Source organism: Parabacteroides faecis (assembly GCF_014647375.1).
In the GTDB taxonomy this organism is placed as follows: Bacteria; Bacteroidota; Bacteroidia; order Bacteroidales; family Tannerellaceae; genus Parabacteroides; species Parabacteroides faecis.
The window spans coordinates 331094-357365 of record NZ_BMPB01000005.1; the positions used below are offsets into that span (position 1 = coordinate 331094).

At 42.1% G+C, this 26272-nt stretch carries 14 protein-coding genes and 1 pseudogene; 6 read left to right on the top strand and 9 right to left on the bottom strand.

All coding sequences use genetic code 11. The annotated features are described in order from the left end of the window. Nucleotides 1-20: 20 nt before the first annotated feature. The 7 genes and pseudogenes from IEY67_RS08900 to IEY67_RS08930 form a co-directional block, all read right to left on the bottom strand. A pseudogene (locus IEY67_RS08900) lies at nucleotides 21-1535 on the bottom strand (arylsulfatase). 193 nt (nucleotides 1536-1728) lie between these two features. Continuing rightward, nucleotides 1729-2295 (bottom strand): RNA polymerase sigma-70 factor, encoded by a 567-nt coding sequence (locus tag IEY67_RS08905; protein ID WP_183671191.1) that lies wholly within the window; start codon nucleotides 2293-2295, stop codon nucleotides 1729-1731. 163 nt (nucleotides 2296-2458) lie between these two features. Then, complete coding sequence (locus IEY67_RS08910; RefSeq protein ID WP_183671190.1) at nucleotides 2459-3973, bottom strand: arylsulfatase; 1515 nt, start codon at nucleotides 3971-3973, stop codon at nucleotides 2459-2461. Between the two features lie 16 nt (nucleotides 3974-3989). Beyond that, nucleotides 3990-5537: a beta-N-acetylhexosaminidase gene (locus IEY67_RS08915; RefSeq protein ID WP_183671189.1), complete on the bottom strand. Its 1548-nt coding sequence runs from the start codon at nucleotides 5535-5537 to the stop codon at nucleotides 3990-3992. 84 nt (nucleotides 5538-5621) lie between these two features. Next, nucleotides 5622-7457 (bottom strand): RagB/SusD family nutrient uptake outer membrane protein, encoded by a 1836-nt coding sequence (locus IEY67_RS08920; protein WP_183671188.1) that lies wholly within the window; start codon nucleotides 7455-7457, stop codon nucleotides 5622-5624. A 16-nt stretch (nucleotides 7458-7473) separates the two neighbouring features. Beyond that, nucleotides 7474-10911: a TonB-dependent receptor gene (locus IEY67_RS08925; protein ID WP_183671187.1), complete on the bottom strand. Its 3438-nt coding sequence runs from the start codon at nucleotides 10909-10911 to the stop codon at nucleotides 7474-7476. A gap of 160 nt (nucleotides 10912-11071) precedes the next feature. Beyond that, nucleotides 11072-12076: a FecR family protein gene (locus IEY67_RS08930; RefSeq protein WP_183671186.1), complete on the bottom strand. Its 1005-nt coding sequence runs from the start codon at nucleotides 12074-12076 to the stop codon at nucleotides 11072-11074. Between the two features lie 136 nt (nucleotides 12077-12212). On the opposite strand from IEY67_RS08930, the gene IEY67_RS08935 reads away from it, so the two are divergent. Both IEY67_RS08935 and IEY67_RS08940 read left to right on the top strand, forming a co-directional pair. After that, nucleotides 12213-12812 (top strand): RNA polymerase sigma-70 factor, encoded by a 600-nt coding sequence (locus IEY67_RS08935; protein ID WP_183671185.1) that lies wholly within the window; start codon nucleotides 12213-12215, stop codon nucleotides 12810-12812. A 110-nt stretch (nucleotides 12813-12922) separates the two neighbouring features. Beyond that, entirely contained in the window at nucleotides 12923-13357 is a 435-nt protein-coding gene (locus tag IEY67_RS08940; RefSeq protein ID WP_183671184.1) for a DUF6078 family protein, read from the top strand. A 380-nt stretch (nucleotides 13358-13737) separates the two neighbouring features. Here IEY67_RS08940 and IEY67_RS08945 read toward each other — a convergent pair whose 3' ends face one another. Then, nucleotides 13738-14679, bottom strand: coding sequence for an IS3 family transposase (locus IEY67_RS08945; protein WP_262889870.1), 942 nt, complete (start codon nucleotides 14677-14679; stop codon nucleotides 13738-13740). Between the two features lie 8 nt (nucleotides 14680-14687). Further along, a complete protein-coding gene (locus tag IEY67_RS08950; protein WP_183671183.1) occupies nucleotides 14688-15047 on the bottom strand; it encodes a hypothetical protein in 360 nt (119 codons plus the stop codon). Between the two features lie 113 nt (nucleotides 15048-15160). Between IEY67_RS08950 and IEY67_RS08955 the strand changes: the two genes are divergently transcribed. From IEY67_RS08955 to purL, 4 genes are all read left to right on the top strand, one after another. Further along, nucleotides 15161-16249, top strand: coding sequence for a DUF1848 domain-containing protein (locus IEY67_RS08955; RefSeq protein ID WP_183671182.1), 1089 nt, complete (start codon nucleotides 15161-15163; stop codon nucleotides 16247-16249). Between the two features lie 5 nt (nucleotides 16250-16254). Continuing rightward, the gene (locus IEY67_RS08960) at nucleotides 16255-21432 is read left to right on the top strand and encodes a DEAD/DEAH box helicase (protein WP_183671181.1); all 5178 of its coding nucleotides are present in this window, start codon (nucleotides 16255-16257) and stop codon (nucleotides 21430-21432) included. Nucleotides 21433-21451: 19 nt separating this feature from the next. Then, complete coding sequence (locus IEY67_RS08965) at nucleotides 21452-22237, top strand: hypothetical protein (protein WP_183671180.1); 786 nt, start codon at nucleotides 21452-21454, stop codon at nucleotides 22235-22237. Between the two features lie 218 nt (nucleotides 22238-22455). Next, nucleotides 22456-26145 carry a phosphoribosylformylglycinamidine synthase gene (gene purL / locus IEY67_RS08970; RefSeq protein WP_183671179.1) on the top strand — a complete coding sequence of 1230 codons (3690 nt, stop codon included), beginning with the start codon at nucleotides 22456-22458 and terminating at the stop codon, nucleotides 26143-26145. Nucleotides 26146-26272 lie beyond the last annotated feature (127 nt).

Genomic DNA, 26272 nt, shown 5'->3' on the forward strand with positions numbered 1-26272 from the left:
AGTATAATATTTGTGTAGTGTTAAAGTATGAATTTAGGATTCTCAGGTGAAGTTGTGGATGTATACATTAATTCATAGAACTTCTTAACAATATCTGGATGCTTATCGGCAACATCATGTAATTCCTGCAGGTCGTTTTCCAGATCGTACAGTTCCATTCTTGTATTTCCCTTACGGATATCGGTAATAATCCCTTTCCAGTTTCCCATGCGAATCGCTTTATTTCCGATTTTTGGATCGGGATATTCCCAATACAAATATTCGTGTTGTTTTTGTTTGTCTTTTTTATCGAGTAGTGTCGGTAGGAAGCTGATCCCGTCAGTTGGAGGACATTTGATAGAAATAATATCGGCCAGTGTCGGCATAACGTCCTGGAATGCACATATATGATCGGATTCTGTCCCCGCTTTGATCTTGCCCGGCCAGAATACGATAGCCGGAACACGTATCCCTCCTTCGTGAAGGAAAGATTTCCCCCATCCGTATTCTGATTTGAATAGTCCGCCACTATTGAACCAAGGGGAATCGGTTCCTCCGTCGGAGGCAGGTCCATTATCAGATGTGAAAAAGATAAGTGTGTTTTCGTATATTCCTTCTTGTTTTAATTTCTCAACGAGTTTTCCTATTTGTTCGTCAAAATAGCTGATCATGGCGGCATAGGTTGCATGTGGATAACGGCATGGCATGTATCCTTTATCTCCGATATAAGGTTCTTCATTTCCAAATTTTTCCACATAGTGTTTTACCCAGCGTTCCGGAGCTTGTAGGGATACATGTGGGATCGGGGTTGTCCAAAACAGAAAAAACGGTTGATCTTTATTGTCATCGACAAACTGTATCATTTCATCAAAAATAAGATCGTTTGCATATTCATCCTGAGTGAATTTTTTGTAGCTGGCCTCGTCCTAGGGGTCTGCTCCTTCATCCAGTTTAGTCTGGTGGGGGTCACGTACCTGATTACTAAGGTATACCCGTTGATCATTTTTATACAAAAAAGGAGGATAGTAGGTATGTGCTTGTCGTTGACAATTATATCCATAGAACCGGTCAATACCCTGTTTGTTCGGAACTCCTTCTGAGCCGGGATAACCCAGTCCCCATTTTCCGAAACACCCCGTTGTATATCCTGCATTTTGCATCATACGTCCGATTGTCATGGTTCCGGCTTTCAAAGGATATTGTCCTTCCAATTCGGGATGTATGAACATCGAATCATGGCTGCTGACCGCTCCTCGTGACGACATAGGGTCATTTGCTCTGATCTGTGCGTGTCCGGAATGTAATCCGGTTGTCAACACACATCGTGACGGAGCGGAGACCGGCGAGCCACTATAATGCTGCGTTAATTTGATACCGTTGTCTTTCAATCGGTCGATATTGGGTGTCTCAATTTTTTCCTGACCGTAACATTGCAGGTCACCATACCCCATATCGTCCATCAATATGTATATGACATTAGGCTTACTTTTTTCTTTTTGACAGGAAGATAAACTTGCTGCACAAAGTATCCCAACCAATAAAGTTGTCTTTTTCATGTTTTATTAGTGCTTTAAATCGATGATTACTAAATTTATGATCTCTGTTATTAAATTCAAATATAGATTTCGGGAGTCCTGAAAAGGTGTCGCTGTTTTTCCGGTCCCTTTTTTACATGTTCTTATTTCCTCCGTATTTTATTTATTAAGATACGTGAGAAAGAGTTTGCACACGGTTTGAGATGAGCTTTTTTTAAAAGAAGATGAGAATGAAGAATCCGATCAGTTTACGGATGTCGGCTAATGCCAGTGTAAGATGATTTTCTACCGTCCGTTTACTGATCACAAGCCGTTCGGCGATTTCGTCGTTGGATAATCCTTCCATACGGCTCATTTTATAAATCTGCTTTCGTTGGGACGGCATTTTTTCGACGGCAACAGAAATGAGATATTCCAGTTCTTTTGCATATATTTCTTCTTCAATAGTTTCATTGTTGGCGGATGAAAATGAGGAACGTTCGGCTTGTTGTTGCTGATAATCCCTGAATAACAGAGACCGCTCGATATGGCGGAAAACAGTATTTTTAGCCATACGGAACAGATAAGCGTTCAGATTTTCAATGCCGGTTAATCGGTCTTTGTTTTGCCACATCGAAACGAAAATATCCTGTGAAATATCCTCTGCCTCTTCCTCGTTTTGCAGAATCCCGCAGATGAATCCTTTTATCCGTGGAAAGTAATGCAGGAACAATGACTCGAATGCCTGTTCATCCCCCTTGCTAACAGCCTCTATGTATCCCTTTTCGGTGGCAGAATCCATTAATAGATAGATTTAATATCTCTTTGTTATTGGATACAAATATACAGATCGTTTGTTATTAAAAAGAAAAAGTTTGATTAAAACTGCATTTTATGATACGTAGTTCGTTAATCGGAGATCATTCCGACAAGAACAGAATTCCATATCGGAATGATCTCTTTTACTAGAATCTGAACTTCGGATTTTCCGGAACAGTGCCGGACTCGATCATCCATTCATTCATCTTTCCGACGATGTCCGGATGTTCGGCGGCAACATCATGAAGCTCCTGTAAATCGTTCTCCAGATCAAAGAGTTGCATGGTAGTGTTTCCTTTCCGGATATTAGTGATGATCCCTTTCCATTTTCCCCATCGTATGGCTTTATTCCCGATAACCGGATCCGGATATTCCCAGTATAGGTATTCATGCTCCTTTTGTTTGGAGGATTTTCCTAATAAGGTTGGCAGGAAACTGATACCGTCGGTCGGAGGACATTCGATAGAGACAATTTCAGCTAAAGTAGGTATGACGTCCTGGAATGCACAGATATGGTCGGACTCTGTTCCGGCTTTGATCTTTCCCGGCCAGGAGACGATAGCCGGTATGCGTATTCCTCCTTCATGGAGAAAACATTTCCCCCATCCGTATTCCGATTTGAATAATCCTCCGCTGTTGAACCAGGGTGAATCGGAACCTCCGTTGAATGTCGGACCGTTATCTGAAGTGAAAATGATCAGGGTATTTTCATATAGTCCCTCTTTTTTCAACTTCTCTACCAGTTTGCCGACCTGTTCGTCGAAATAACTGATCATAGCTGCATAAGTAGCATGTGGATACCTGCAAGGCATATATCCTTTGTTTCCGGTATAAGGTTCTTCATCCCCGAATTTGTTGACATAATATTTTACCCAATGTTCGGGTGCCTGCAACGAGACGTGTGGGAGCGGAGTGGTCCAGAGCAGGAAGAAAGGTTGTTCTTTATTCTGATCTACAAATTGGATCATTTCGTCAAAGATGAGATCGTTGGCATATTCGTTCTGCGTGTATTTTTTATAACTTGCTTCGTCATAGGGATCTGCTCCTTCGTCGAGTTTGGTCAGATGCGGATCACGTACCTGATTGTCGAGATAAACCCGTTCATCGTTTTTCCAGAGAAAGGCCGGGTAATACGTATGTGCCTGTCTTTGGCAATTATAACCGTAAAACTGGTTGATCCCCTGTTTGCCTGGAACACCTTCCGAGCCAGGATATCCCAATCCCCATTTCCCGAAGCATCCGGTGGTATATCCTGCATTTTGCATCATCCGCCCGATCGTCATTGTTCCGGCTTTCAGAGGAAATTGTCCTTCCAGTTCCGGATGGACATACATGGAGTCGTGGCTGTTGACCGCTCCCCGAGATGCCAGTTCATCGTTGGCTCTGATCTGCGTGTGTCCTGAGTGTAAGCCGGTCATCAACACACATCGGGCGGGAGCGGAGACCGGCGAACCCGTGTAATGTTGTGTCAGTTTGATGCCATTGTTTCTCAAACGATCTATATTCGGTGTCTCTATCTTTTGCTGGCCGTAACATTGCAGGTCGCCATAGCCCATATCATCCATCAATATATATATAATGTTAGGGCGGCTTTCTTTTTTCTGACAGGAAGATAAACCTGCCATGCAGATCAGGCCTGCCAATAATTTTATACTTTTCATTTTCTTCTGTTTTTAGTTAATCCCAACTGAAATCACTGGTAATTTCTTCTTTTAATCCGGGTCCGAAAAGATATCCCTGTTTTTCAAACCAGCCTTTTTGGCTTTTTACCTTTTCGTAGAATACTTCAAAAGTTTCCGGTTCGTTCCGGTTCCACATCTGTTCGGCTATAGCCAGGATACGGGGAAATAGTCTCTTGTCGATCATATGTTCCCTGACCCCATGATCGGTCCATAAAGCACAGCTCATTCCTAATAAACAGGAATTCTTATCTTTTATATAGGAGGGATTGGCTGTATATACATCCTTTATATCGAAAGTTCTCTGTTCTTCATATCCATTCCAGGGAGTAAGCGGAAAGTTCAGGTACGTATAGTAATTGGTTCCGCAAATAACAGGAAGATCTCTTTTTATCGCTTCCCGGAGCGCTTTATCTTTGTGTCCTCTCCAGTTCCACCAATGGATAACCGTATTGTCGGGCAACGGATATCCGTCATGGTAAACGACATCTCCCCAAAAGACCGCTTTTCTACCTTTGGCCTTCAGATAATCGGCCATTGTTGCGGCAAACCAGAGTTGGAGGTCATGACTGTCTTTCAGACCGTACTGTTTGATGCGTTGCCGGCAGTCAGGACAAATATCCCAATTGCCTTTAGGTGCCTCGTCGCCTCCTAAATGAATGTATGTGGAAGGGAAGAGTTCACAGACCTCATCGAGAACGTTCTTCAGGAAGTCCAGTGTATGTGTTTTACCTGCACAAAAGATATTTTTTGTAAAACCGTTTTCCGGAACTTCTATCGTATCGCCAAAGCAACCTAATTCAGGATAGGCGACCAATGCCGCTTCGGCATGTCCCGGCATATCGATTTCCGGGATGATGGTAATGCAGCGCCCGGCAGCATAGTTGACAACTTCTTTTATTTCTTCCTGTGAATAGAAGCCTTGCTGTTCAGGCCCTTTCCCTACAAAAGCACCTGTTTGTGTGAGGCGCGGATATCGTTTGATCTCGATACGCCATCCGAGTCCCTCCGTCAGATGCCAGTGGAAATAGTTCATTTTCAGCATGGCGGCCATGTCGATGTACTTCTTTATAGTCGATACTTTTTGATACTGGCGGCCGGAATCCAGTAGAAAGCTCCGGAAACCAATCCGCGGACTGTCTTCTATTTTCAGGCAGGGGAAGATCAAAGTCCCGTTTTGCCCGGAAGCCAGTTGTCGTAGTGATTGCATAGCATAAAAGAAACCTTCATTTCCGGCTGCCCGGATCTCGATATAATCAGGTGTAATCTGCAACCGATAGGCCTCGGTTACGAGGCTGGTGTCCGTGATCATCCGGATATCGGCTTCTGCTTTACCGTTGACTTGGTTTAGTTCGGATGTTCTCAACAATTCGTTTAGCAGGTACTCCAGACAATCCGGTTTTGTTCCACCGATAAACAGGTTCATTTGTTTTTTTGTCTGAAACTCTCCATCGCTTTGTACGATCTTTTCCGGAGAAGGAATGATCGTCTGTGCCGGTAGACACAACGTGTGAAGCATAAGAATGATGACAATTACATATTTCATAACATACGGATAAAGTAAAGCTGCCTGACAAATTGTTTTTTCATACTTATCAGACAGCTTTGTTAGTATTTTAGATCTTATAAATTATTCCCAACCCGGATTCTGTTTGATATTCGGGTTTAATACCATCTGATTTAAAGGAATCGGATAAAGATAGTAATATTCCGGCCAAAGTTTGCCGGGTGCCGGATGAAATTCCAGATAACCTTCTTCCGTACCTCCGTCGATAGTAACAGCCGTACCATCCGGGAAATCGGATTTTCGGACATATTGCCCGAGCTTTTTCTTCATGGCATACTGGCATTTTTTCCATCTTCTGAGATCGTCGAAACGGAAGTTCTCGGCAAATAGCTCGATACGTCTTTCGCGGCGGACTTCCCACAGGAGCGGCGATACGGCATAATCTCCGCTGTAACTGGCATTGCCCAGATCCCTTTTCGGGTCGAAGCTTTCGTTTATTTGCGAAACGACCATCGGAGAAACGTTTGTTCTTGAACGTATTTTATTGATCGTCATATCGGCTGTCGCCTGGGTAAATTCTCCCAGCTCGACCATTGCCTCGGCATAATTCAACATAACTTCTTCTACCCGGAAGATCGGCATATCCGTTTCTTCGTTCCTCTGTGACCCCATGCTCAGGTAGGTATTGAAATATTTCCAGTTATTATATCCGAAAGCAGATTTGTACCAGGGTTGACCATTCAGATAAAAATCAAAATGCGGATTTTCTCCTAAAATACCTCCGTCGTATCCCTGGCGGAAAGGCAATGTTTTCTGACGTTCTGCCGGGACGATCATATTGATACTGTCAATGAAACTCCTGTCCTTCGGGTTGTCTGTGAATTTCCATTTGTTATCCCAGGCAGTGGTCGATTCCGAACGATCGACTACGTAAGGAGGTGTGACATGTAACCAGAGACGATGATCCCTGTTACTGAATTCATTGTATATATCTTTATCACCGAGATACATCGGACTGTTCCAACGGGGTTTTCCATCTGAACATAAATAACTGTCTACCATGTCTCTGGTCACGTTATAGAATGATTGTGCCGTAGTTCCCCCGATACTGGTGGCATGTACTACACCCGCTTCGTTCGAATAAGCTTTGTACAGGATAATTCCAGGTATACCGTTTAACGACAGAGAGTTGAATAAATCGTCATAGTTGCTGTGTATGTTCGGATATACTTTCAATACCTCTTCGGAAGCCCGTTTACATTCCCGCAGGAATTTATCGGCTTCCTGAAGGGCGTGATATTTTCGCCAGGTTCCTTCAAACAAACAGAAACGGGATAGTAATGTCTGTACCACTACCCGATTGATCGTATTGGCTCCGTCGCCGTTCTGGTTGATATGCTGTTCGGCATACTGCAGGTCTTCCAGAATATGGTTGGCAATTACATCGCGCGATTCTCTCGCACCGTAAATGATATCCGTTTCATCGTCCGCCAACACATGATCCACCCAGGGCACACCACCGTAGGCAGATAGTAACGTCATGTAACGATAGGAGCGGAAGAAGTAACCGACACTGCGCCAGTGTTCTCTTTCCGTTTCACTCATTTCCGAGCTCTCGATATGATCCAGCATCAGGTTTACCCGGCGTATGAACGAATATTGTGCCCAGGGCGTATTGGTTGTATTGGAAGGAGGTACGACGATCCCTCTGATCCAATCCGTTTCTCCCGAACCGCGTGTGGAGTTATAGGATATATTATCCGTGTTGGTTTCTCCATAGCTGAGTGCCGGGAACGTTTCATACAAGCCCCATGCATATGTTTTGAAATTGTCGTATGACTTGAATACGGTTTCTGCCGTAGGATTCCCCAGCGGATATCTTTCCAGGAAGTCGTTGTTCATGCAACCTGAAAATCCGAGAATAAGGAGTAATCCGAATATTATTTTGAATGTTTTCATAATCGTACCGTTTATTTTAGAAAGTAACATTTATGCCCAGTGAATACTTTTTCATGAAAGGATATTCCCAGGCTCCTTTAGAAAGCATATCCGATTCCAGACCTTCGGGCAGATGGTCCCAGGTATGCAGGTTCTCGCCGCTGACGAATACCCGGATATTGTCCATATAGATCCTCTGGCAGAAGCTTTTCGGAAGTGTATAAGACAAAGTGATATTCTGTATTTTCAGATACGCTGCGTTCGCCAGATATTTGGTCTGCACCTTTCTGTTGAATGATGTATTGGTCTGGTCCTGCGAATAGACTCTGGGGAAATACGCATCCGTGTTTTCCGGTGTCCAGAAGTCGAGTGTTTCCTTGAACAGACTTCCCCAGCCGCCGGTAGGCCATGCCATCTGGTCTGTACGCCAGTAATCCCGTTTGCCTACTCCGCGTAGAAAGATGGACAAGTCGAAACCTTTGTATGTTACACCGGCTGTAATGCCATATTGGTAACGGGGCGTGTTGTTTCCGATGATACGCTGGTCTCCGGGATTGTAAACCGTATTTTCTCCCTGGAAGATATATTCGGTATCTTCATCGAAGTTCTTATAAAGGATATCTCCCGGATACACTTTCCCGGCTCCTTTGAACATCGGGATACCCGGTTTGAGGGTTCCGTCGGCATTGAAATCGTCTTCCGTATAGAAACGGTCGGTGACGTATCCCCATATTTCTCCCAACTTCATGCCTTTGCGGTAGATGTTCGATCCGATCAGTCCCGCTTCATTATCGTACTTTGTGATTTCCGATTGTGAGTCATACAGATTGAAACCTACCCGGTAACCTACCTGTCCGATTTGGTCACGCCAGTTGATCTTCAGTTCCCATCCATACGTTTTCAGGTCTGCTGCATTTTGCTTTGCTGCGCTGGCGCCGACAACTCCCGGTAGTTCCATTCCCGGAGCCAACATTCCTTTGGTATCGCGGCGATACCAGTCGAAAGTCGTATTCAGTTTATTGTCGAACAGATCCAGGTCGAAGCCGAAATCGAGCGTATATACCTTTTCCCAACCGAAACTGCTGCTGACCATAGCGGGTGCTCCCAGTGTCGTGATCTTCTGTCCGTCTACCAGCCAGCTGGAGAGATAAACGTTCATATCCGGGATATACGGATAGTTGTCCGGCGTATTATCGGATTTCAGGATAACCTGGTTACCGATAGACCCCCAGGATGCTCTCAGCTTCAGGTTGGAAAGATAACTGTTCATCCCTTGCATGAAACTTTCTTCCGAAACCCTCCAACCGGCAGAGAAAGAGGGGAAGAAACCGAAACGGCTGTTTTTAGGGAAACGCGAAGTCCCATCATAACGTCCGTTGGCTTCGAACAGGTATTTTCCGTCATAACTGTAGTTGACCCGGTAAAATAATCCGCGGATAGCGAATTCTTCGAACGCATCGCTGGTTATTGGGGTTCCGGTCGATAAAGACAATGACGGAAGCGAACCGACTACAACGTCTGTCCGGTATGAATACTGGGATTCGGTATGGCTTGATTCCTGATTGTATCCGCCCATCAGGGAGATATCGTGTTTACCGAATGTCATATCATAATTTGCGAATAAGTTGACGGCATTATAATCCGTGTATTTGGAGGTAACTGCATAACTGGAATTTTCCGTGCTGTTCAGAACCCCGGTAAAGTTCAATCCGATATACTGATATTTATTCTTATAGAACTTGTTTTGCGAGGAAGTACGGTTATATGTATATTCCCCGGTAATACGTAAGCCTTTTAAGGGCGTCAGTATAACGCGTCCCAATACACGGAGATCGTTTTGTTTGATCTTACGCGGTTCGCCGTAGCGGATATAAGTGGCTGGTGACTCCGGGGCATATGTAATCCCGTCCTGCTCATAATCTTCGTTGTTCTGATAGGAGGGCAGATTCATTGCTGCCACCCATACGGTATTACGTCCTCCGGCTTCCACTTTGTTCTGCTTCGAGTTGCCATATTTCAGGTCGAGTTGTGTTGTCAGCCATGAGTTGACATCTACGCCCATGAATGTAGACAGGTTGAGTCGGTCGTAACTGTCTTTGTCGGTGATCAGGATACCGTCTTCTCCGGTGTAACCGACACCGATACGGTAAACCGTTTTCTCGCTACCGCCGGATACGGACATGCTGTGGTTCTGCATAAAACCGAAATTGTCGGTCATATCATCGAACATGTTCCGTTCCTTCATCAGGAAAAGATTCCCTTTTTCATCGAAGATATATCCTTTCGGGTATTTGCCGGGATCGCTCATGTAATCGCGGATATATCCTTCCCATTGAGTAATATTCTTGCCGTCCACATAAGTGTCGTTCGGCCAGCCCATTTCCTTATAAGCCAGGACCGATTCCAGCGGACTTGCCTTTTGGGGCAGTTCCAACGCTTTGGAGAAAGATATATTATTGTTGTAATTGAATTTCGGGGCAGAGTCTTTTTTCCCTTGTTTGGTTGTGATCAGAATTACCCCGAATGCCGCTCTCGCCCCGTAGATGGCTGCGGATGCTGCATCTTTCAATATGGATACCGACTCAATCTCTTGTGGGTCGATCATATTGATATCCATAGGAACGTTGTTCACCAGTACGAGCGGAGTACCTCCGTTGATGGAAGTCGTACCACGGATATTATAGCTCATCGCATCGCCGGGTGTTCCGGTCTCCGAACCGATCTGTAATCCCGGTGTGGCTCCTTGCAAGGCTGCCGTGACATTGGCTATCGGACGGTCGCCCAGTGTTTCGGACAGATTGACGGAGGCAACGGCACCGGTCAGGTTTACTTTCTTCTGGGTACCGAAACCGACTACTACGACTTCGTCTATCAGTTGCGAATCTTCCTTGAGTGTGACCGTCAGTTCTTTCTGTCCTTTCAGATGGATCTCCTGTGAAATGTATCCGATGAACGAGACAGTCAGCACAGCATTCTGGGGTGCGTCAATCGTGAATTTGCCATCCAGATCGGTAATCGTCCCGCTATTGGTTTTCTTATCTATCACGTTGGCTCCGATAATGGGCAGTCCGGTTTCATCAAGTACCTTTCCGGTGATTTTCCCTTCCTGCTGAGGTTTATCGGCGAGCAGGACAATTTTATAATTCTCTATCCTGTAATTGTTGGACGATAGTAACTGGTTCAGAACTTCTTTGATACTGGCATCTTTGGCATTCAGGCTGACCTGCCGGTTCATGTCGATGTCCGAATTATTGTAGAAAAAGACGAACGGTGTCTTTTCTTCAATCGTTTTAATTGCTTCGCTGAGCTTTACACCGGATAATTCCAGGCTTATTTTAGTGTTTTGTGCATAGGTGCTTACTGCATAAAGCTGGAAGAAGCAAAAGCTTATAAGTAATAGTATTAGCTTCATTTTTCTAAATGAATTAATGTTAAGAAAGGAGATAACATTCCTTCCCGTGGAAATTTTTTTCATACATTTGTACTGTTTTAAATTTAACTTATTGTTCTCATTTCTAAGTTTAGAGAACAGTTTGTTTCACATTACCAGGCAGATGTTACCAGCATTTGCCTGGACTGTTTTTATACTTCCCTGTTTGTTTACTTCATAGGCATTTCATTTTTATTGATTCGTATTATTTTTTAGGCTTCACATAGATTATATCGTCTTTGATGGAATAACGGATCGGAACGATCATTTCCAATAGTTTGAATATCTCATCGGGAGACTCTTTCCGGATGGTCAGCGACAGGCGTTGATCGACCGGAGTACCTTGCTGGCAGACCAGTTCCATACCGTACCATAACTTTATCTTATGCAGGACGACGGACAATTTCTCATCCTGACAGATCAGTTTGTCATTGATCCATAAGATATATTCGGATGCATCTACCTGTTTTATTTCATGAACTCCTGTCTGTTTGTCGACAGTCAGCCGTTGATCCGGTTTCAGAAGGATCGCATCGGGATTGCCGGGCAGGTGTATCTCAACTTTTCCGGTAAGCAGGGTTGTCTCGCTATTGGTCTTGTTCGGATAATCTTTTACATCGAAACTGGTTCCCAGTACATTGACGGTCATCTGGTTGGTTTCCACATAAAAAGGAGCCTTTTCGTCTCTTTTTACTTCAAAGTATCCTTCACCTTCCAGCTTCACCTTTCTGTATTTATCGGAGAATTTTTCCGGATAAACCAGTTTGCTGTTCGCATTCAGCCAGGCGATACTTCCGTCGGGCAGCGTGACCGATCCTTTGCTGTCTTTCCCCATAATAGCCTGGTTTATAACAACAGCTTCTTTCTCTCTATATACGATATCCGGTGTCTGCCTGCCTATAAAATATCCGCCTGCAGAACATACCAGGATGAGGGCGACTGAAGCTGCGATACGTAATAAAGGACGTAACCGGTAGCTGGTCTGCCTTTTTTTCTTTTCATATTGTTGTACGTTCTCTTTGAACTGCCGGAAAGCATTTTCGGAATACTCTGCCGTTTGTGGCGGAATGTTCCCGGAAGCCAGCCAGATATCCCGCAGACCGGAGAATGTTTTTTTATTCCCTTCGCTTTCCCGTAGCCAGTCGAGTAGCTGTTTTTTTTCTTCCGTACTCGCCGTTTGTTGTAAATATTTTAATATGATGTTTTCCATCCGCTCTGTGTATCCCTGTTATTTCTGTAATACTCTTCTTCTTATACCTATCACAAAACAAAACCGGTTATCCCTACCTCGATGATGAAAAAAAAGCCTATTTTTACAGAAATATTTTTGAATAGGGGATCGTTGAATGCAAACCATAGGTAGAAATCAGTATGATAAGGAGGAAAACGGATTAGGAGAATTGATGCTGTTCCAGGAGCTTTTCGAACGTTATTTTCGTTCTTTGGTGACTTATGCTTACAGATATGTAAACGATTGGAATGTAAGTGAGGATATTGTCCAGGATGTTTTCATGGCTTTATGGGTTAACCGGAACGAGATCGATTTTGAGGAACCGGTAAAGCCTTATCTGTATCGTGCTACTTACAACCGGTCGATCAATCATCTTAATTCTGTGCTGGTTCAGCGTCGTGTCGACCATGCCGATAATCTGGATGAACTGATCGACTACGAGATCCTTTCCTATAACCAGCATGATAATCTGCTTTTGAAAGAGATAGAAGAGGAAATATCATCTTTTGTCAAGACGCTTCCGGAGCAACGAAAGAAAGTATTCTTGTTAAGTCGTGAAGAAAATATGAAGAATAAAGAAATTGCATTCCTCTTGAATATCAGTGAAAAGACCGTAGAGAAACATATAACTAAAGCCTTGTCCGATATCCGTACCCATCTGACACAAACCGGGCTGATGTCCGGACTGATTTACTTCTTGCTGAACCAGAACTGATTGTATCTTACCGCAGGAAAGCTTTATAATTCGGGCTAAATGCCATATTTATGCTGCAATTGTCTTGTAGTTAAATAATAAAGCGTATTTTTGTTAAAACGATATGCATTATGGATAAAGACTTTGATTACAATTTACTGCCGTATAAGTTTGCTCATTGTATGAACAGACAATGCAAACAAGCTGATAGGTGTCTTCGTAGCAGGGCTGCCCAGCATATACCGATTGAGCGTAAGACTGTTACCTTTGTTAATCCTGCACAAACGAATCCTGCCAATGAAGATTGTCCCTACTTTAAGGCCGACCAATTGGAACAATTTGCTTTGGGTATGACAAATTTGCTGGCGTATATTCCACATAATGATGCAATAGCCATCAAACAAGAGATGTTAACCTATTTCGGACGAACGCATTTTTACCGGCTTTGGCGTAAAGAGCGTCTTTTTACTCCCGAGCAACAGGAGTATATCCGGCAATTGTTCCTTCAAAGAGGTCTTCAGGAAGCTCCCGTATTCGATGAATATGTTGAGCAATATGAGTGGTAAAAGTATATAAGCCAGATTTTGTTTCTCCCTAATGAAACAGTTGTTTCTCCATAGTGGAACAAGTGTTTCATTAGTATGAAACAATATTTGTTCAGTATGGACTGTTTACCGGAAAAGTGACACATTTGTAGTTTAACGATTTTAGTTGACTACTTTCTGCCTAATCAATAAAAAGGGTTGACTCGGTTTATAGTTAATAATAAAAAGGGTTGTCCCTTTTGTTGTTTATTTCTGAAAGAGGTTTACTCTCTAATTATTTGCCGGCAAAAATAATCAAGAGTGTGATTCTCTCCAAATAAATTATGAAAAACCACCGCGGAGGATTGCCATGCGGCTGGAGGCGTGAAGCCTCCAAAGAGCTTCCTCAGCCTGATATTCTTCTATCCAGTCAGACTTACGTTTATCTGGCTCTTAATGGCATTTTCCCGATAACTTATCCACCTTTTCTTCAGTTCTCCCCTGCACTGTGCAGCCTGAGACGGGGTCATGCCGTCCAGACTCCAATGCGGACGTTCATTATTATAGAAGTCTACAGCCGATTTTACCGCAGTTTTCACTTCCGGGATACAAGTAAACTTCATATCTTTAAGAAGTTCATTCTTAATGGTATTATTTACCCGTTCGGCTATGGCATTTTCCTTGGGGTTTCCATTTTCAGTCATGCTTATGCGGATTCCGCAGTCTTTCAAGCGGGCTGTATAGGCATAACTGGCATACTGGATACCACGGTCAGAATGATGGATCAAACCGGACAAGTCTTTTCGACCATAATGGCTGATAGCCATTTCCAAAGCATCTAAAGGATACTTAGTATCCAACGTTTCTCCAATACTATATCCTATGATTTCCTTACTATAAGCGTCGGTGACGACTGACAAAAAACAAAAAATATTTTTACCCGTTACCAGATTCTCTCCCAGATGAATATAGGTAATGTCGCTGACCATCAGCTGACAAGGAGCCTGAGGGAGGAAGTTTCTAACCAGATTGGGATAAACAGGACGGTCATGTTCCGAGTTGGTGGTACGGGTACGATGATGCCGTTTGCGAATTTTCAGCGAGAAACGATCCAGTATATCATAAAAACGATTATAACCCACGCTGTTTTCCTGACCAAATCGGCTACGGTACATCAGCCAGAGTTTGTTCCCTCCTATTCCGGGGTCTTTGGCACGGACTTCTTTAACGTATTCTATCACAAATGATTCCAATGCCAATCTTTGCATCAGATTGTCCTGATGTTTATAGTAGGCTTGTTTGCTTACACCAAGTAGACGACACATAGGGACAATGCAATATCGCTTTTTGTCCCTATTGTGCAGCCTACCTGCTACTTGGTGCCAGCTTTTTTTAGGTCAATCCCATATACTTCTTTTCCAAAAGCGACCATTTCCTCATAAAAATCAGCACGCAAGCGTTCCTGGGCAAGGCTTTTCTTCAACTCGCTTATCTCCTTGAGTAATTCTTTGTAATCTTCAGGAGTCACATTTTTACCTTGTTTCTTCATCTGTTCTATCTGTTTGGGATTATCGCGTTCAAAAGTAGATAATGAACGATAAACTGTCACACGACTTACATGCATTTTTTCCATGATGGGGGATATGTCCAGTCCTTCTATTACACGAAGACGGTAGATTTCCTCATTACGACTATACTGTATTCGCTTTTGTTGATAATTTTGTTCTCTCATTTTGGATTCTTATAGAGAGTCAACCATATCTACAAAAAGACACTTCACTGTAAAGTGATATATAGTTACCATATTTTATTTCAATCATTTAAAAAAGGCTCTAAATAACAAAAATGGCTTGGAGGAAGATAACAATTACACTCGATAATGGGATTTGTACCGATGCACAGGCCCCTGAAATCGTATCAGCAAGTAGAAGTACAGATATACCGGCATTTTATGCAGACTGGTTTTTCTATCGCCTTGCTAAAGGATATTCAGCATGGACAAATCCCTTTAACGGGAAAAAAAGTTATGTCTCTTATCAGAATACCCGGTTTGTTGTTTTTTGGTCGAAAAATCCGGAAAAGCTTATTTCTCATCTTGATGAATTGGCACAGCATACTCCAAAAATCAACTGTTATATTCAATACACCCTAAATGATTACGTTGAAGAAGGGTTAGAGAAAGGCGTTCCATCCCTCAATAAGAGAATAGATACCTTTAAAAGGCTTGTCGATAAATTGGGTAAAGGTCATGTCGTTTGGCGTTTTGATCCATTATTGCTTACAACCCACATATCTCCCGACAAGTTGCTTAAGAAGATAGAGAATATTGGGGACCAGCTGTTGGGCTATACTGAAAAACTTGTTTTCAGTTTTGCGGATATTGAATCATACAAGAAAGTTAGGAATAACTTGATTAACAACAATATCCCTTATCAGGAATGGACGGAAGATTTGATGGTTGACTTTGCTAAAAAACTTTCAGAACTTAACCAACGTAAAGGATGGAATTACAAACTTGCCACCTGTGGAGAAAAGCCTATCTTCAAAGAATATGGAATTCTACCGAACCATTGCATTGATGACAACTTGATGATTAGATTCGCTTGGCAAGATTCGGCGCTGATGAAGTTCCTTGGGGTTGAGATAAGGCAAAAGAACCTACCTCAAAGCCTATTTGGTGAGTCAGAAAAAGTCCCTTCTGATGCTATTATGCTGGATGATGGCATTCACTATGCCATTAAGCGAAAAGATAATAAAGACAAAGGCCAACGAACACTTTGCGGTTGTATGGTGAGCAAAGATATTGGACAATACGATACTTGTCCACATCAATGCGAATATTGCTATGCAAATACAAGTAAGCAGACAGCTATTGCGAATTTTAAATCAGCCATAGCAGCAGGGCTTAAAGGCGAAACAATAACCGGAAAGTAAAAAGAATGAGTGCATTTATTGATAATCTAAAGCAAACAAAACGTATCTCATTCGGTAGCATGAGGTATGTTGCTATGGAGCATCTTAGAACAATAAGTAAGGTGCAACAAGATACGATATACGAAGAACTTCAAAGAGGTAAAGGAATCCTTGATGACGATGAGCATCTAGATATGTATCTCAAAAGCTTTGGAAAGATGCATGAAGCCAAATTGCATGAGGCTTTCGAGTGTTTGCCGTCTACTATGGATTTTGAAAATACATTGTTCGAAATCTATGATTGGGGCTGCGGACAGGGCACTGCCTCGATTTGTTTATTGGATTATTTTGAAAACAACCACATTCAAGCTAAAATAGAACGCATAACTTTGATTGATCCGTCAAAAGCTGCACTAGATAGAGCCCTATCAGTAATTGCTATTCATCATCAGAAACCAATCGAAATACGTCAAGTACAAAAAGGTTTTGATTCTCTTGTAGAAAATGATATAGTAGGTAGAGTAAAACATAAATTGCATCTGTTTAGTAATATTCTTGATGTAGAATTCTTTGATTTATCTGAGTTCATTCACCTCTTTCAGAAGAGTATAGCAGGAGACAATTACTTTATCTGTGTAGGTCCTTACTATACGAACAACAAGAGAGCGGATGAGTTCATCGCAGCAGTATGCCCGGACACAATTTTCGCTATTCAAAATTATGAAAAGGGTAAATGGATTAATGATTGGAGTATGTCTCTTCGTGAGTTCTCCAAAAATATCGATAAGGTTGAAGAAGTCAATACTATCAGAAAACGTATTGCCGAATTTAAGAAAAGACAGCAGTTTTTTGCCGGCTATATTATTGATGCTGTATCAGAAGAGTTGTCACAATATGATACAGAGAATACAGAAAAACTTCTTAAATCAATCGCAGCTTTTGATGTAATATCTAATAAGCCATTTGACTTACCACAAGATTTGGATTCAAAATGGGCTGTTGTAAATAATATCGTGACAAGAGGAATTCCTACTCTGGCCCCTGTCTTTTTGGAAGAAATATTCTCAAAAATATACGGAATATCTAGTGTTCCAGATGCTGATAGCCCTTCACTGAGATATAAATCCAATGGGACACTTAGTGGGGGAATTCTATTTGAAGCTCTTCACGTGATTGATCCACGATTCTCAACTGAGTATTATAATGGGGATATGCTTGAAAGTTCATTTGAAAAGGCTTTTATCGAAAATAAATTTAAACATGAAAATAGTGAATATCTAATTCAATTGTTGGAACCCCAACGTTGTCTTTCTTCGTTAGTCCGTATTCCTGATAAACAATTTGTATATGACAGACGTGTTGATTTTGCATTGGAAATGCCATATACTAAGAGTGATGGGACCTCAACCGGCGAATCTCCTGTCGGTTTCATAATTGAGGTGGATGGTTCATTATACCATTCAAACATATTTGATAGAATTAAGGATGAACGCCGCGATAGAATGACATCCCAAAATCATTGGGATACTTATCGGCTGACAAATTTGTTAGACAATTCTTTTATTGACAATTGGGAGCATGAAGCAGCTTTCGTTGATTATCTCAGTATTATTAAACAAAACTATTCTAAAAAAATAGAGGGGGATTGGAGAAGCTATCTTGAAATGGCATTGGCTCCTTTTGCAATTGCTCGTATTCAAAAAATGCTTATCGAAGCTATTCTCTGCGGACATCTAACCATGGAGACTGATTCGTGGAGGTTTGCTGTCATAGAAAGGGATATACCTTGTGCAGCAATAGCCATAAAAGACTTGCAAGATAAATTTGAGCATCTGGCAGAACTGGATGGAACTGACATTAAGCTTCCCTTTATTCGGCTGGATATAATCTCTACGGACGAATTTAAGAATTCCAAGCTTCATCTTGGAAATAGGATTTATACTGAACAACCTGAAGGAAAATATGATTTTTGCATTGATATATCGATGCTTTTGCGTGCTCAGATTGATTCACAGCCTATGCGCATTGATGCAGATACATATTACATTGCTCGCAGTTCTCACTACAAGAGAGAGGAAAGAAGAATATACAGCGCTCGCAGTATAAACTACGTCCCATTGGTCAATAAGAATGGAAGAGGTGAATATACGGATTTAGAGGGACCCAAAAAGGTCCTGACTTATTTTCTTAATGAAGTGTTTCGTAAACGTTCTTTTAGGAAAGGTCAGTTGCCTATTATAAGTCGTTCCTTATCTAATCACACAACCATAGGATTGCTTCCTACTGGAGGTGGAAAGTCCCTTACTTATCAAATATCATCAGTCCTTCAACCTGGTGTTACTTTAGTTGTAGATCCTCTTATTTCCCTTATGGTGGATCAATGTCGTGGACTAACGGATATCAGAATAGATGCTAGTGCTTGTGTAAATAGTACGCTGAAAAGAAAAGATAGAGAAAGCAATCTTAACCAAATGCAAAATGGAAATTTGCTTTTTATACTTCTGTCTCCTGAAAGATTCATGATGACGAATTTCCGTGAATCTCTTTATAAAATGTCAACAAAGAACAATGTTTACTTCTCCTATGGAGTAATTGACGAGGTTCATTGTGTTTCTGAATGGGGCCATGATTTCAGGCCTTCCTACTTACATTTAGGAAGAAACATGATTCGGTATATGTGTACAAAATCAGGAAAGCCAATATCCATAATAGGATTAACGGCGACTGCTTCTTTTGATGTCTTAGCTGACGTGGAACGAGAACTTACATTGGGGGGCGATCTGTCGTTTGATAGCGAAGCCATAATCAGACCTGAAAATGACACCAGACCTGAACTCACTTATAAAGCTGTTCCGGTAAATGCTGATTTCTCAACTATCAGAGATATGCATCAACCGACTTTACTGATCGGTGATGAATGGACTATAAAAGGATGTGTGGCAGAGGCTAAGAAAAAGGCAATTCGAGAGCTTTTTGATGAAATACCCCACGACTTGGAACGCTTAAATGAGCATGGGACTTGTAAGATTACTAATTATATACCTGATGAATTTTACGAGCCCGATGATAATCAATTATTCCCATATGCAGGTATCATATTCTGTCCACATAAAAGGGGCACATTTGGTGTCATTGATACTGATACTACACAAGGCATAGCTTCTTATATATTATGTTGTAAAGGCGATCTTCATGTTGGAACGTTTGTTGGAGGTGATAAGCCAAGTGGAGATATGAAATCGTTCAATGATAATGAGCAGAATGTAATGGTGGCCACAAAAGCTTTCGGTATGGGGATTGATAAACCTAATGTTAGATATACGATTAACGTAAACCATCCATCTTCAATAGAAAGCTTTGTTCAAGAAGCGGGACGTGGTGGGCGTGACCGTAAAAATGCTATATCCTATTTGTTATATGAATCAACAGAATTCATCAATCTATCCGTTGATAAGATTAATGATATTCGTTATATCATGGGAAAAGAAAATGATCCGATTTGGTTGTGGAACTATCGGAATAGATATATACTGGCAGAAGACTTAGCCACGATTTGTTTTGAAAATGGTTGCAATTCAAGCCAAACCAATCAGATTATCACTATTTGTAAAGGGCATGGTTTCTATGAAAACGTTGATAAGAATATAGAGCTTTGGTTTCATAATAATTCATTTAGAGGCCTGTATAAAGAAAAGGTTATCTTAAACGAAATGACAGATCGTATTCTCAATACAAAACCAAGCCGATTTCTTGAAGTTCAGGAAAAATTGCGAGATAACCTTGGGTCTACAGATTATAGAATCAGATTGAATGTCGCTAAGAATTCGTTGCAGGTCGTATCTGAAGATGATGGATCCAAGCAATACGGCTATTTATTCCTGGAAAATCTTCATGTTACTTACAAGTTTATAGGTTTTGATATGGCTTTGTGTCAGTCTGTTATGAGCGAACTGGTCTCAATCTTACATGATTATCCGCAACATGATGCTGCTTGGCTTAATCATCCCATTGATGATCTTGAAGTAGATGATTTCGGTATTTATGCTGCTATCAAATCAATGGGACAAGATGACTATATTTATGTTACTGTTTCGTGGGAAAACCAAATTCAGCAGAATTATGATGTATTTGTGCAAAATATTCATGAGGCAATTCAACAGATTGCAATAGCTCAACAATGGAATATACCGAACGAACAGAAACATGGTTCGCTTAAATTGGATAAAATAAATGACTTTGATTCTCTTCTTTCAAAAATTGCTAAAATATCAGAAGACCCACGATGGCTGATTTATCATGCTAATACGGATATATATAGGCCATTACAAAATGCATTCTGCAAAAAAAGAGATAAGGATGATACCGACAAGGCTATCTATAGAATGTGTTGTGTCGGTTTGGTAGAAGATGTTACTATTGATTATGGAACACAAACCTATCAATTAATGATAAAAAAACGTGATGATCAAGAATATCTTGGTTATATGCTTGATTTCTTTAAAAAGTATTATTCGTCAGAGCAAGCAGAAGAGAAAGTTGCTGAAATTCAGAATCAAAAGGGGAGAAATATTCTTGATAAATGTTTATCATATTTAGCCAGTTTTGTCTACAATAATTTGGAGAAGAAACGATTTCGCGCTATTGAAGATATGAGATTGGCATGTGAAGATGGTATTGAAAAAGGAGAAGATTGGCTGAAAGAGTTTATTCACTTATACTTCAATTCAAAGTATGCTAGGGATGATTATAAGATTGATGGAAATCCCTACTCTTTGAAAATGGATACGGATAAGAAAACAGAAAGTTTCGAACTCGTTAGAAAGTACATAAAGGCCATGCGTACAGATTCTTCTGGGAGCGAAGTTGATAATGTAAAACATCTCTATGGTGCAACTTTATTGGTATTGAGAGCACACCCTGAGCACGCTGTATTACACTTATTAAGAACATATTGTATAGCCTTTTTGGGTACGGGAACCAATGCGACATTGCAAAAAGATGCACTTTCAAGCTATGTAGATGGATTTATACAGCTTGATAAATCAAAAAATATCAATGTAATGGGACTAATTGACGAGTATAATGCATTTCTTTCAATCTCAAACGACGATTATGTGAAAAATAAAATCCTTAAGGAAGGAAAGGATCTCGTAATGTTGTACAAACATGGAAATTGGTTCGATGATTTCACTGATAAGTATTAACAATAAAAATATCAACTATATGGATTACAATATAAATAACGCATTAGAGAATTTGGAGAAGAATCTGCAAAAGGTGGATTCGGCTCGTGAACAGGTTGAAAAGACTGTAAACGCATACTCTCAGCTTCAAGGAAAAGTTGAAGTATGCACTAATTGCTTCCATGACCTTGTATCAAGTGTAGAGGCATTGATATCTATAGCTAAAGAACACCGGAATTTTATTTCAACAGAAATGAATTCATCTTTAGTCTCAATAAAAGAATCATGCGACAAAATTAATAAATCATTTGATGACTCTTGTGGAAAAGCAGCATCTAATTTTGAAGAGAAAGCTACTAAGAGTGTGATTCAACTTAACGAAAACATTGATAGCCTTAAAAGACAAATCAGTGGCTTAGATTCCATTGAGAAATCTTTTGCTTTATCAATGGATCAAATACGATCTTTAAAGATAAAGATTGAAAATATTGCTGAAAATTTGGATTCATCTCAATCTTCTCAGGATGATTTACTCAATGCAATAGATAATAATGTAAATGAGTGCAAACGGATGATTGAAACTGTCACAAAGGGGTTGTTGCGCAAACAAGAAGAACTGCAAACTCTGATTGGCACAAAATCGTCAGAAGTATCATCGTGCATCAATGAATCCTCCAGTAAAACACAGAAACTCTTATCTGAAAGCAAAGATAGTATAACTCAACAAAACAATATAAATGCCAAAATGATTGCTAAGAGTCATAAACTGATCTATTGCATAATCGCTCTTATAGTTATAGATATAGTGATGCACTTCATAATATAATCTAAAAAAATACAAGTTTGTTTGATTTGTTCGTTATCTAGTCTCTTTTTTAGCTTGGTCTTTGCCTAAAAAAGGTGGAGAAATCCTCTGTGGAATTTGGATAGGAGTCCAACTTATTTTGTATCTTTGCACCCTGTAAGCGAGAGGGTATACCCCAGCTGATTACAGAACGGACGGAAATCCGTCGCACACAAAGAATATCTTAATAAATCGACGATATGATTCTATTCTTTCAATCTCCAACAAAGACGGTGCTGGCTGTTGAGGCGGCACATGCTTTCTCTCCTGAAGATGTTCAAAAGCTCGTTTGGTTGTTTAGTGAAGCAACTCCCGTTCAATCGGAAACATTGGATGGCTGGTATGTTGGTCCCCGCCGGGAAATGATCACCCCGTGGAGTACTAATGCCGTGGAAATCACCCAAAATATGGGATTGAGCGGTATCTCACGTATCGAAGAATACTTCCCTGTATCTTCCGGTGAGGCAGACCACGACCCGATGCTGCAACGCATTTACAACGGACTGAACCAGGATATCTTCACGATCAGTAAACAACCGGATCCGATTGTTTATATCGAAGATATTGCAGCTTACAACCAACAGGAAGGGCTGGCGCTGAGTGCTGAAGAGGTGTCTTACCTGAACGAAGTAAGCCAGAAGCTGGAACGTAAGCTGACCGACAGCGAAGTGTACGGTTTTGCACAGGTAAATTCGGAACACTGCCGTCACAAGATCTTCGGCGGTACATTCGTTATCGACGGAGAAGAGAAAGAAAGCTCTCTCTTTAACCTGATTAAGAAAACATCGGCAGAAAACCCGAACAAACTGGTTTCTGCTTATAAAGATAATGTGGCTTTCAATGAAGGTCCGGTGATCGAACAGTTTGCTCCGGCAAGCGGTGACAAACCTGATTTCTATGAAACAAAGGTATATAAATCGGTTATCTCTCTGAAAGCTGAAACACATAACTTCCCGACAACGGTTGAGCCGTTTAACGGTGCTGCTACCGGTTCAGGTGGTGAGATCCGTGACCGTCTGGGCGGAGGTAAGGCTTCTTTGCCTATCGCTGGTACAGCCGTTTACATGACTGCTTATCCGCGTACGGAAGGTGCTCGTGAATGGGAAAAGATCATGGACCCGCGTCCTTGGTTGTACCAGACACCGGAACAGATCCTGATCAAGGCTTCCAACGGTGCTTCCGACTTTGGTAACAAGTTCGGCCAGCCGCTGATCTGCGGTTCGGTACTGACTTTCGAACACGAAGAGAATAATAAGAAATATGCTTACGATAAAGTGATCATGCTGGCAGGTGGTGTTGGTTATGCCAATATGCGCGATGCTTTGAAGGGTGATCCTCAGCCGGGTGAAAAGGTCGTACTGCTGGGTGGTGACAACTACCGTATCGGTATGGGCGGTGGTGCCGTATCTTCTGTAAATACAGGACAGTACACCAGCGGTATCGAGTTGAACGCCGTACAGCGTGCCAACCCGGAAATGCAGAAACGTGTATCGAACGTGATCCGTGCGATTGCAGAGTCTGACAACAATCCGGTAATCTCTATTCACGACCACGGTGCAGGCGGTCACCTGAACTGTCTGTCTGAGTTGGTGGAAGCTACCGGCGGACATATCGATATGAGCCAGTTGCCTGTCGGTGACCCTACGCTTTCTGCTAAGGAAATCGTAGGAAACGAGAGCCAGGAACGTATGGGCTTGCTGATGAAGGAAGAAGACGTTGCCCGCGTACGCCGCATTGCCGACCGCGAACGCTCTCCGATGTATGTAGTAGGTGAAACGACCAACGATATGAAATTCGTATTCGAGCAGGCCGACGGTGTGAAACCGATCGACATTAAGCTGGAATATATGTTCGGTAAACCGCCTAGAACAATCATGACAGACCATACAGTGAGCGAAACTTATGCTCCTGTGGTTTACAAAGATTCAGAAATACATCATTATCTGGAAAACGTACTTCAGCTCGAAGCTGTTGCATGTAAAGACTGGTTGACCAACAAGGTAGACCGTTCCGTAACAGGTAAGATCGCCCGTCAGCAGTGCCAGGGTGAATTGCAGTTGCCGTTGAGTGACCTGGGTGCCGTAGCATTGGATTACCGCGGAAAGGCTGGTATCGCTACTTCCATCGGTCATGCTCCGCAGGTGGCTTTGGTCGATCCGGCTGCCGGTTCGGTAATGGCTATCGCTGAGTCGTTGACGAATATCGTATTCGCTCCGCTGGCTGATAAGTTGACCGGTGTTTCTTTGAGTGCTAACTGGATGTGGCCGTGCCGCAACGAAGGAGAAGACGCTCGTCTGTACACGGCTGTTCAGGCCGCTTCAGATTTTGCCTGCGAACTGGGTATCAATATCCCGACAGGTAAAGACTCTTTGTCGATGACACAGAAGTATGGCGACGATAAGGTGATCGCTCCGGGTACGGTAATTATTTCGGCAGGTGCTGAGGTAAGCGATATTCGCAAGATCGTTTCTCCGGTATTGGCTCACGAAAAGAATTCTTACATATATTATATAGACTTCTCGTTCGATACGATGAAGTTGGGCGGTTCTGCTTTTGCACAGGCTTTGAACAAGCTGGGTAATGAAGTGCCGACCGTGAAGGATAGCGAATATTTCGCAGATGCGTTCAACGCCGTACAGGATGCGATCGAGAAAGGTCTGATCCTTGCCGGACACGATATTTCTGCCGGTGGTATGATCACTACCATGCTTGAAATGTGTTTCGCAAACGTAGAAGGCGGTCTGGAAGTCAATCTGGATAAGCTGTCTGAAACAGACATCGTGAAGATCCTGTTCGCTGAAAACCCGGGTATCCTGGTACAGGTGAAAGACAAGAAAACTTTCGAAAAGTTGATGGAAGAAGCCGGTGTCGGTTTCGCTATCATTGCCAAACCGACTGCCGAACGTCATATCCTGGTGGAAAAAGACGGTGTTCAGTATCACTTCGGTATCGACTATATGCGTGACGTATGGTACGAATCGTCTTACAAACTGGATATCAAGCAGAGCGGTAGCGTATGCGCAGGCAACCGTTTCGAAAACTATAAGATGCAGCCGCTGGAATTTAAATACGGCAAGAATTTCACCGGTAAGCTGGCTGACTACGGTCTGACTCCCGACCGTAAAGGTAAGAGTGGTATCCGTGCTGCGGTAATCCGTGAAAAGGGTTGCCAGTGCGAACGTGAAACATCTTACGCATTGTATCTGGCCGGTTTCGACGTGAAAGACGTTCACATGACTGACTTGGCTTCGGGACGCGAAACACTGGAAGATGTGAATATGATCGTATTCTGCGGTGGTTTCTCCAACTCCGACGTTTTAGGTTCAGCCAAGGGATGGGCCGGTGGTTTCTTGTATAACGAAAAGGCTAAGAAAGCATTGGATAACTTCTATGTACGTCCTGATACGTTGAGTCTGGGTATCTGTAACGGTTGCCAGCTGATGGCTGAACTGGGTGTGGTTTATCCGGAACACGAAAAGAAACATAAGATGTTGCATAACGACTCTCACAAACTGGAGTCTAACTTTATCTCTGTAGAGATTCCGAAGAACCATTCAGTGATGTTCGGTCCGATGAGCGGACAGAAACTGGGTATCTGGATCACACACGGAGAAGGAAAGTTCAGCTTCCCGTACGAAGAGAAAGAATATCATATTGCTCTTAAATATAACTATGAAGGCTATCCTGCCAACCCGAACGGTTCGCCCTGGTCGGTTGCCGGTGTCTGCTCACACGACGGACGCCACATGGCTATGATGCCTCACTTGGAACGTGCTTTGTTCCCATGGCAGTGCGGTTATTATCCTGCTGACCGTAAAGGTGACGAAGTAACTCCGTGGATTGAAGGTTTTGTAAATGCACGCAAGTGGATTGAAGAAAACAAGAAATAAGAAAAAGAGATACATCTTTATAAAAGTAAAGGTTGCAATGTTCTGAACGTTGCAACCTTTTTTTCTATGAATAAGCAGCCTGGAATTTATTATTAAGTGCTGAATTGTTAGTAGATGCGGCCGCTTA

What these genes read in the sequence shown, in the direction of transcription:
- IEY67_RS08910 (WP_183671190.1), bottom strand. Translation starts at nt 3,973, where the DNA reads ATGAAAAGTATAAAATTATTGGCAGGCCTGATCTGCATGGCAGGTTTA.
- IEY67_RS08905 (WP_183671191.1), bottom strand. Translation starts at nt 2,295, where the DNA reads ATGGATTCTGCCACCGAAAAGGGATACATAGAGGCTGTTAGCAAGGGG.
- IEY67_RS08965 (WP_183671180.1), top strand. Translation starts at nt 21,452, where the DNA reads ATGGATTACAATATAAATAACGCATTAGAGAATTTGGAGAAGAATCTG.
- IEY67_RS08935 (WP_183671185.1), top strand. Translation starts at nt 12,213, where the DNA reads ATGCAAACCATAGGTAGAAATCAGTATGATAAGGAGGAAAACGGATTA.
- IEY67_RS08955 (WP_183671182.1), top strand. Translation starts at nt 15,161, where the DNA reads ATGGCTTGGAGGAAGATAACAATTACACTCGATAATGGGATTTGTACC.
- IEY67_RS08940 (WP_183671184.1), top strand. Translation starts at nt 12,923, where the DNA reads ATGGATAAAGACTTTGATTACAATTTACTGCCGTATAAGTTTGCTCAT.
- IEY67_RS08920 (WP_183671188.1), bottom strand. Translation starts at nt 7,457, where the DNA reads ATGAAAACATTCAAAATAATATTCGGATTACTCCTTATTCTCGGATTT.
- IEY67_RS08950 (WP_183671183.1), bottom strand. Translation starts at nt 15,047, where the DNA reads ATGAGAGAACAAAATTATCAACAAAAGCGAATACAGTATAGTCGTAAT.
- IEY67_RS08930 (WP_183671186.1), bottom strand. Translation starts at nt 12,076, where the DNA reads ATGGAAAACATCATATTAAAATATTTACAACAAACGGCGAGTACGGAA.
- purL (WP_183671179.1), top strand. Translation starts at nt 22,456, where the DNA reads ATGATTCTATTCTTTCAATCTCCAACAAAGACGGTGCTGGCTGTTGAG.
- IEY67_RS08960 (WP_183671181.1), top strand. Translation starts at nt 16,255, where the DNA reads ATGAGTGCATTTATTGATAATCTAAAGCAAACAAAACGTATCTCATTC.
- IEY67_RS08925 (WP_183671187.1), bottom strand. Translation starts at nt 10,911, where the DNA reads ATGAAAAAAATTTCCACGGGAAGGAATGTTATCTCCTTTCTTAACATT.
- IEY67_RS08915 (WP_183671189.1), bottom strand. Translation starts at nt 5,537, where the DNA reads ATGAAATATGTAATTGTCATCATTCTTATGCTTCACACGTTGTGTCTA.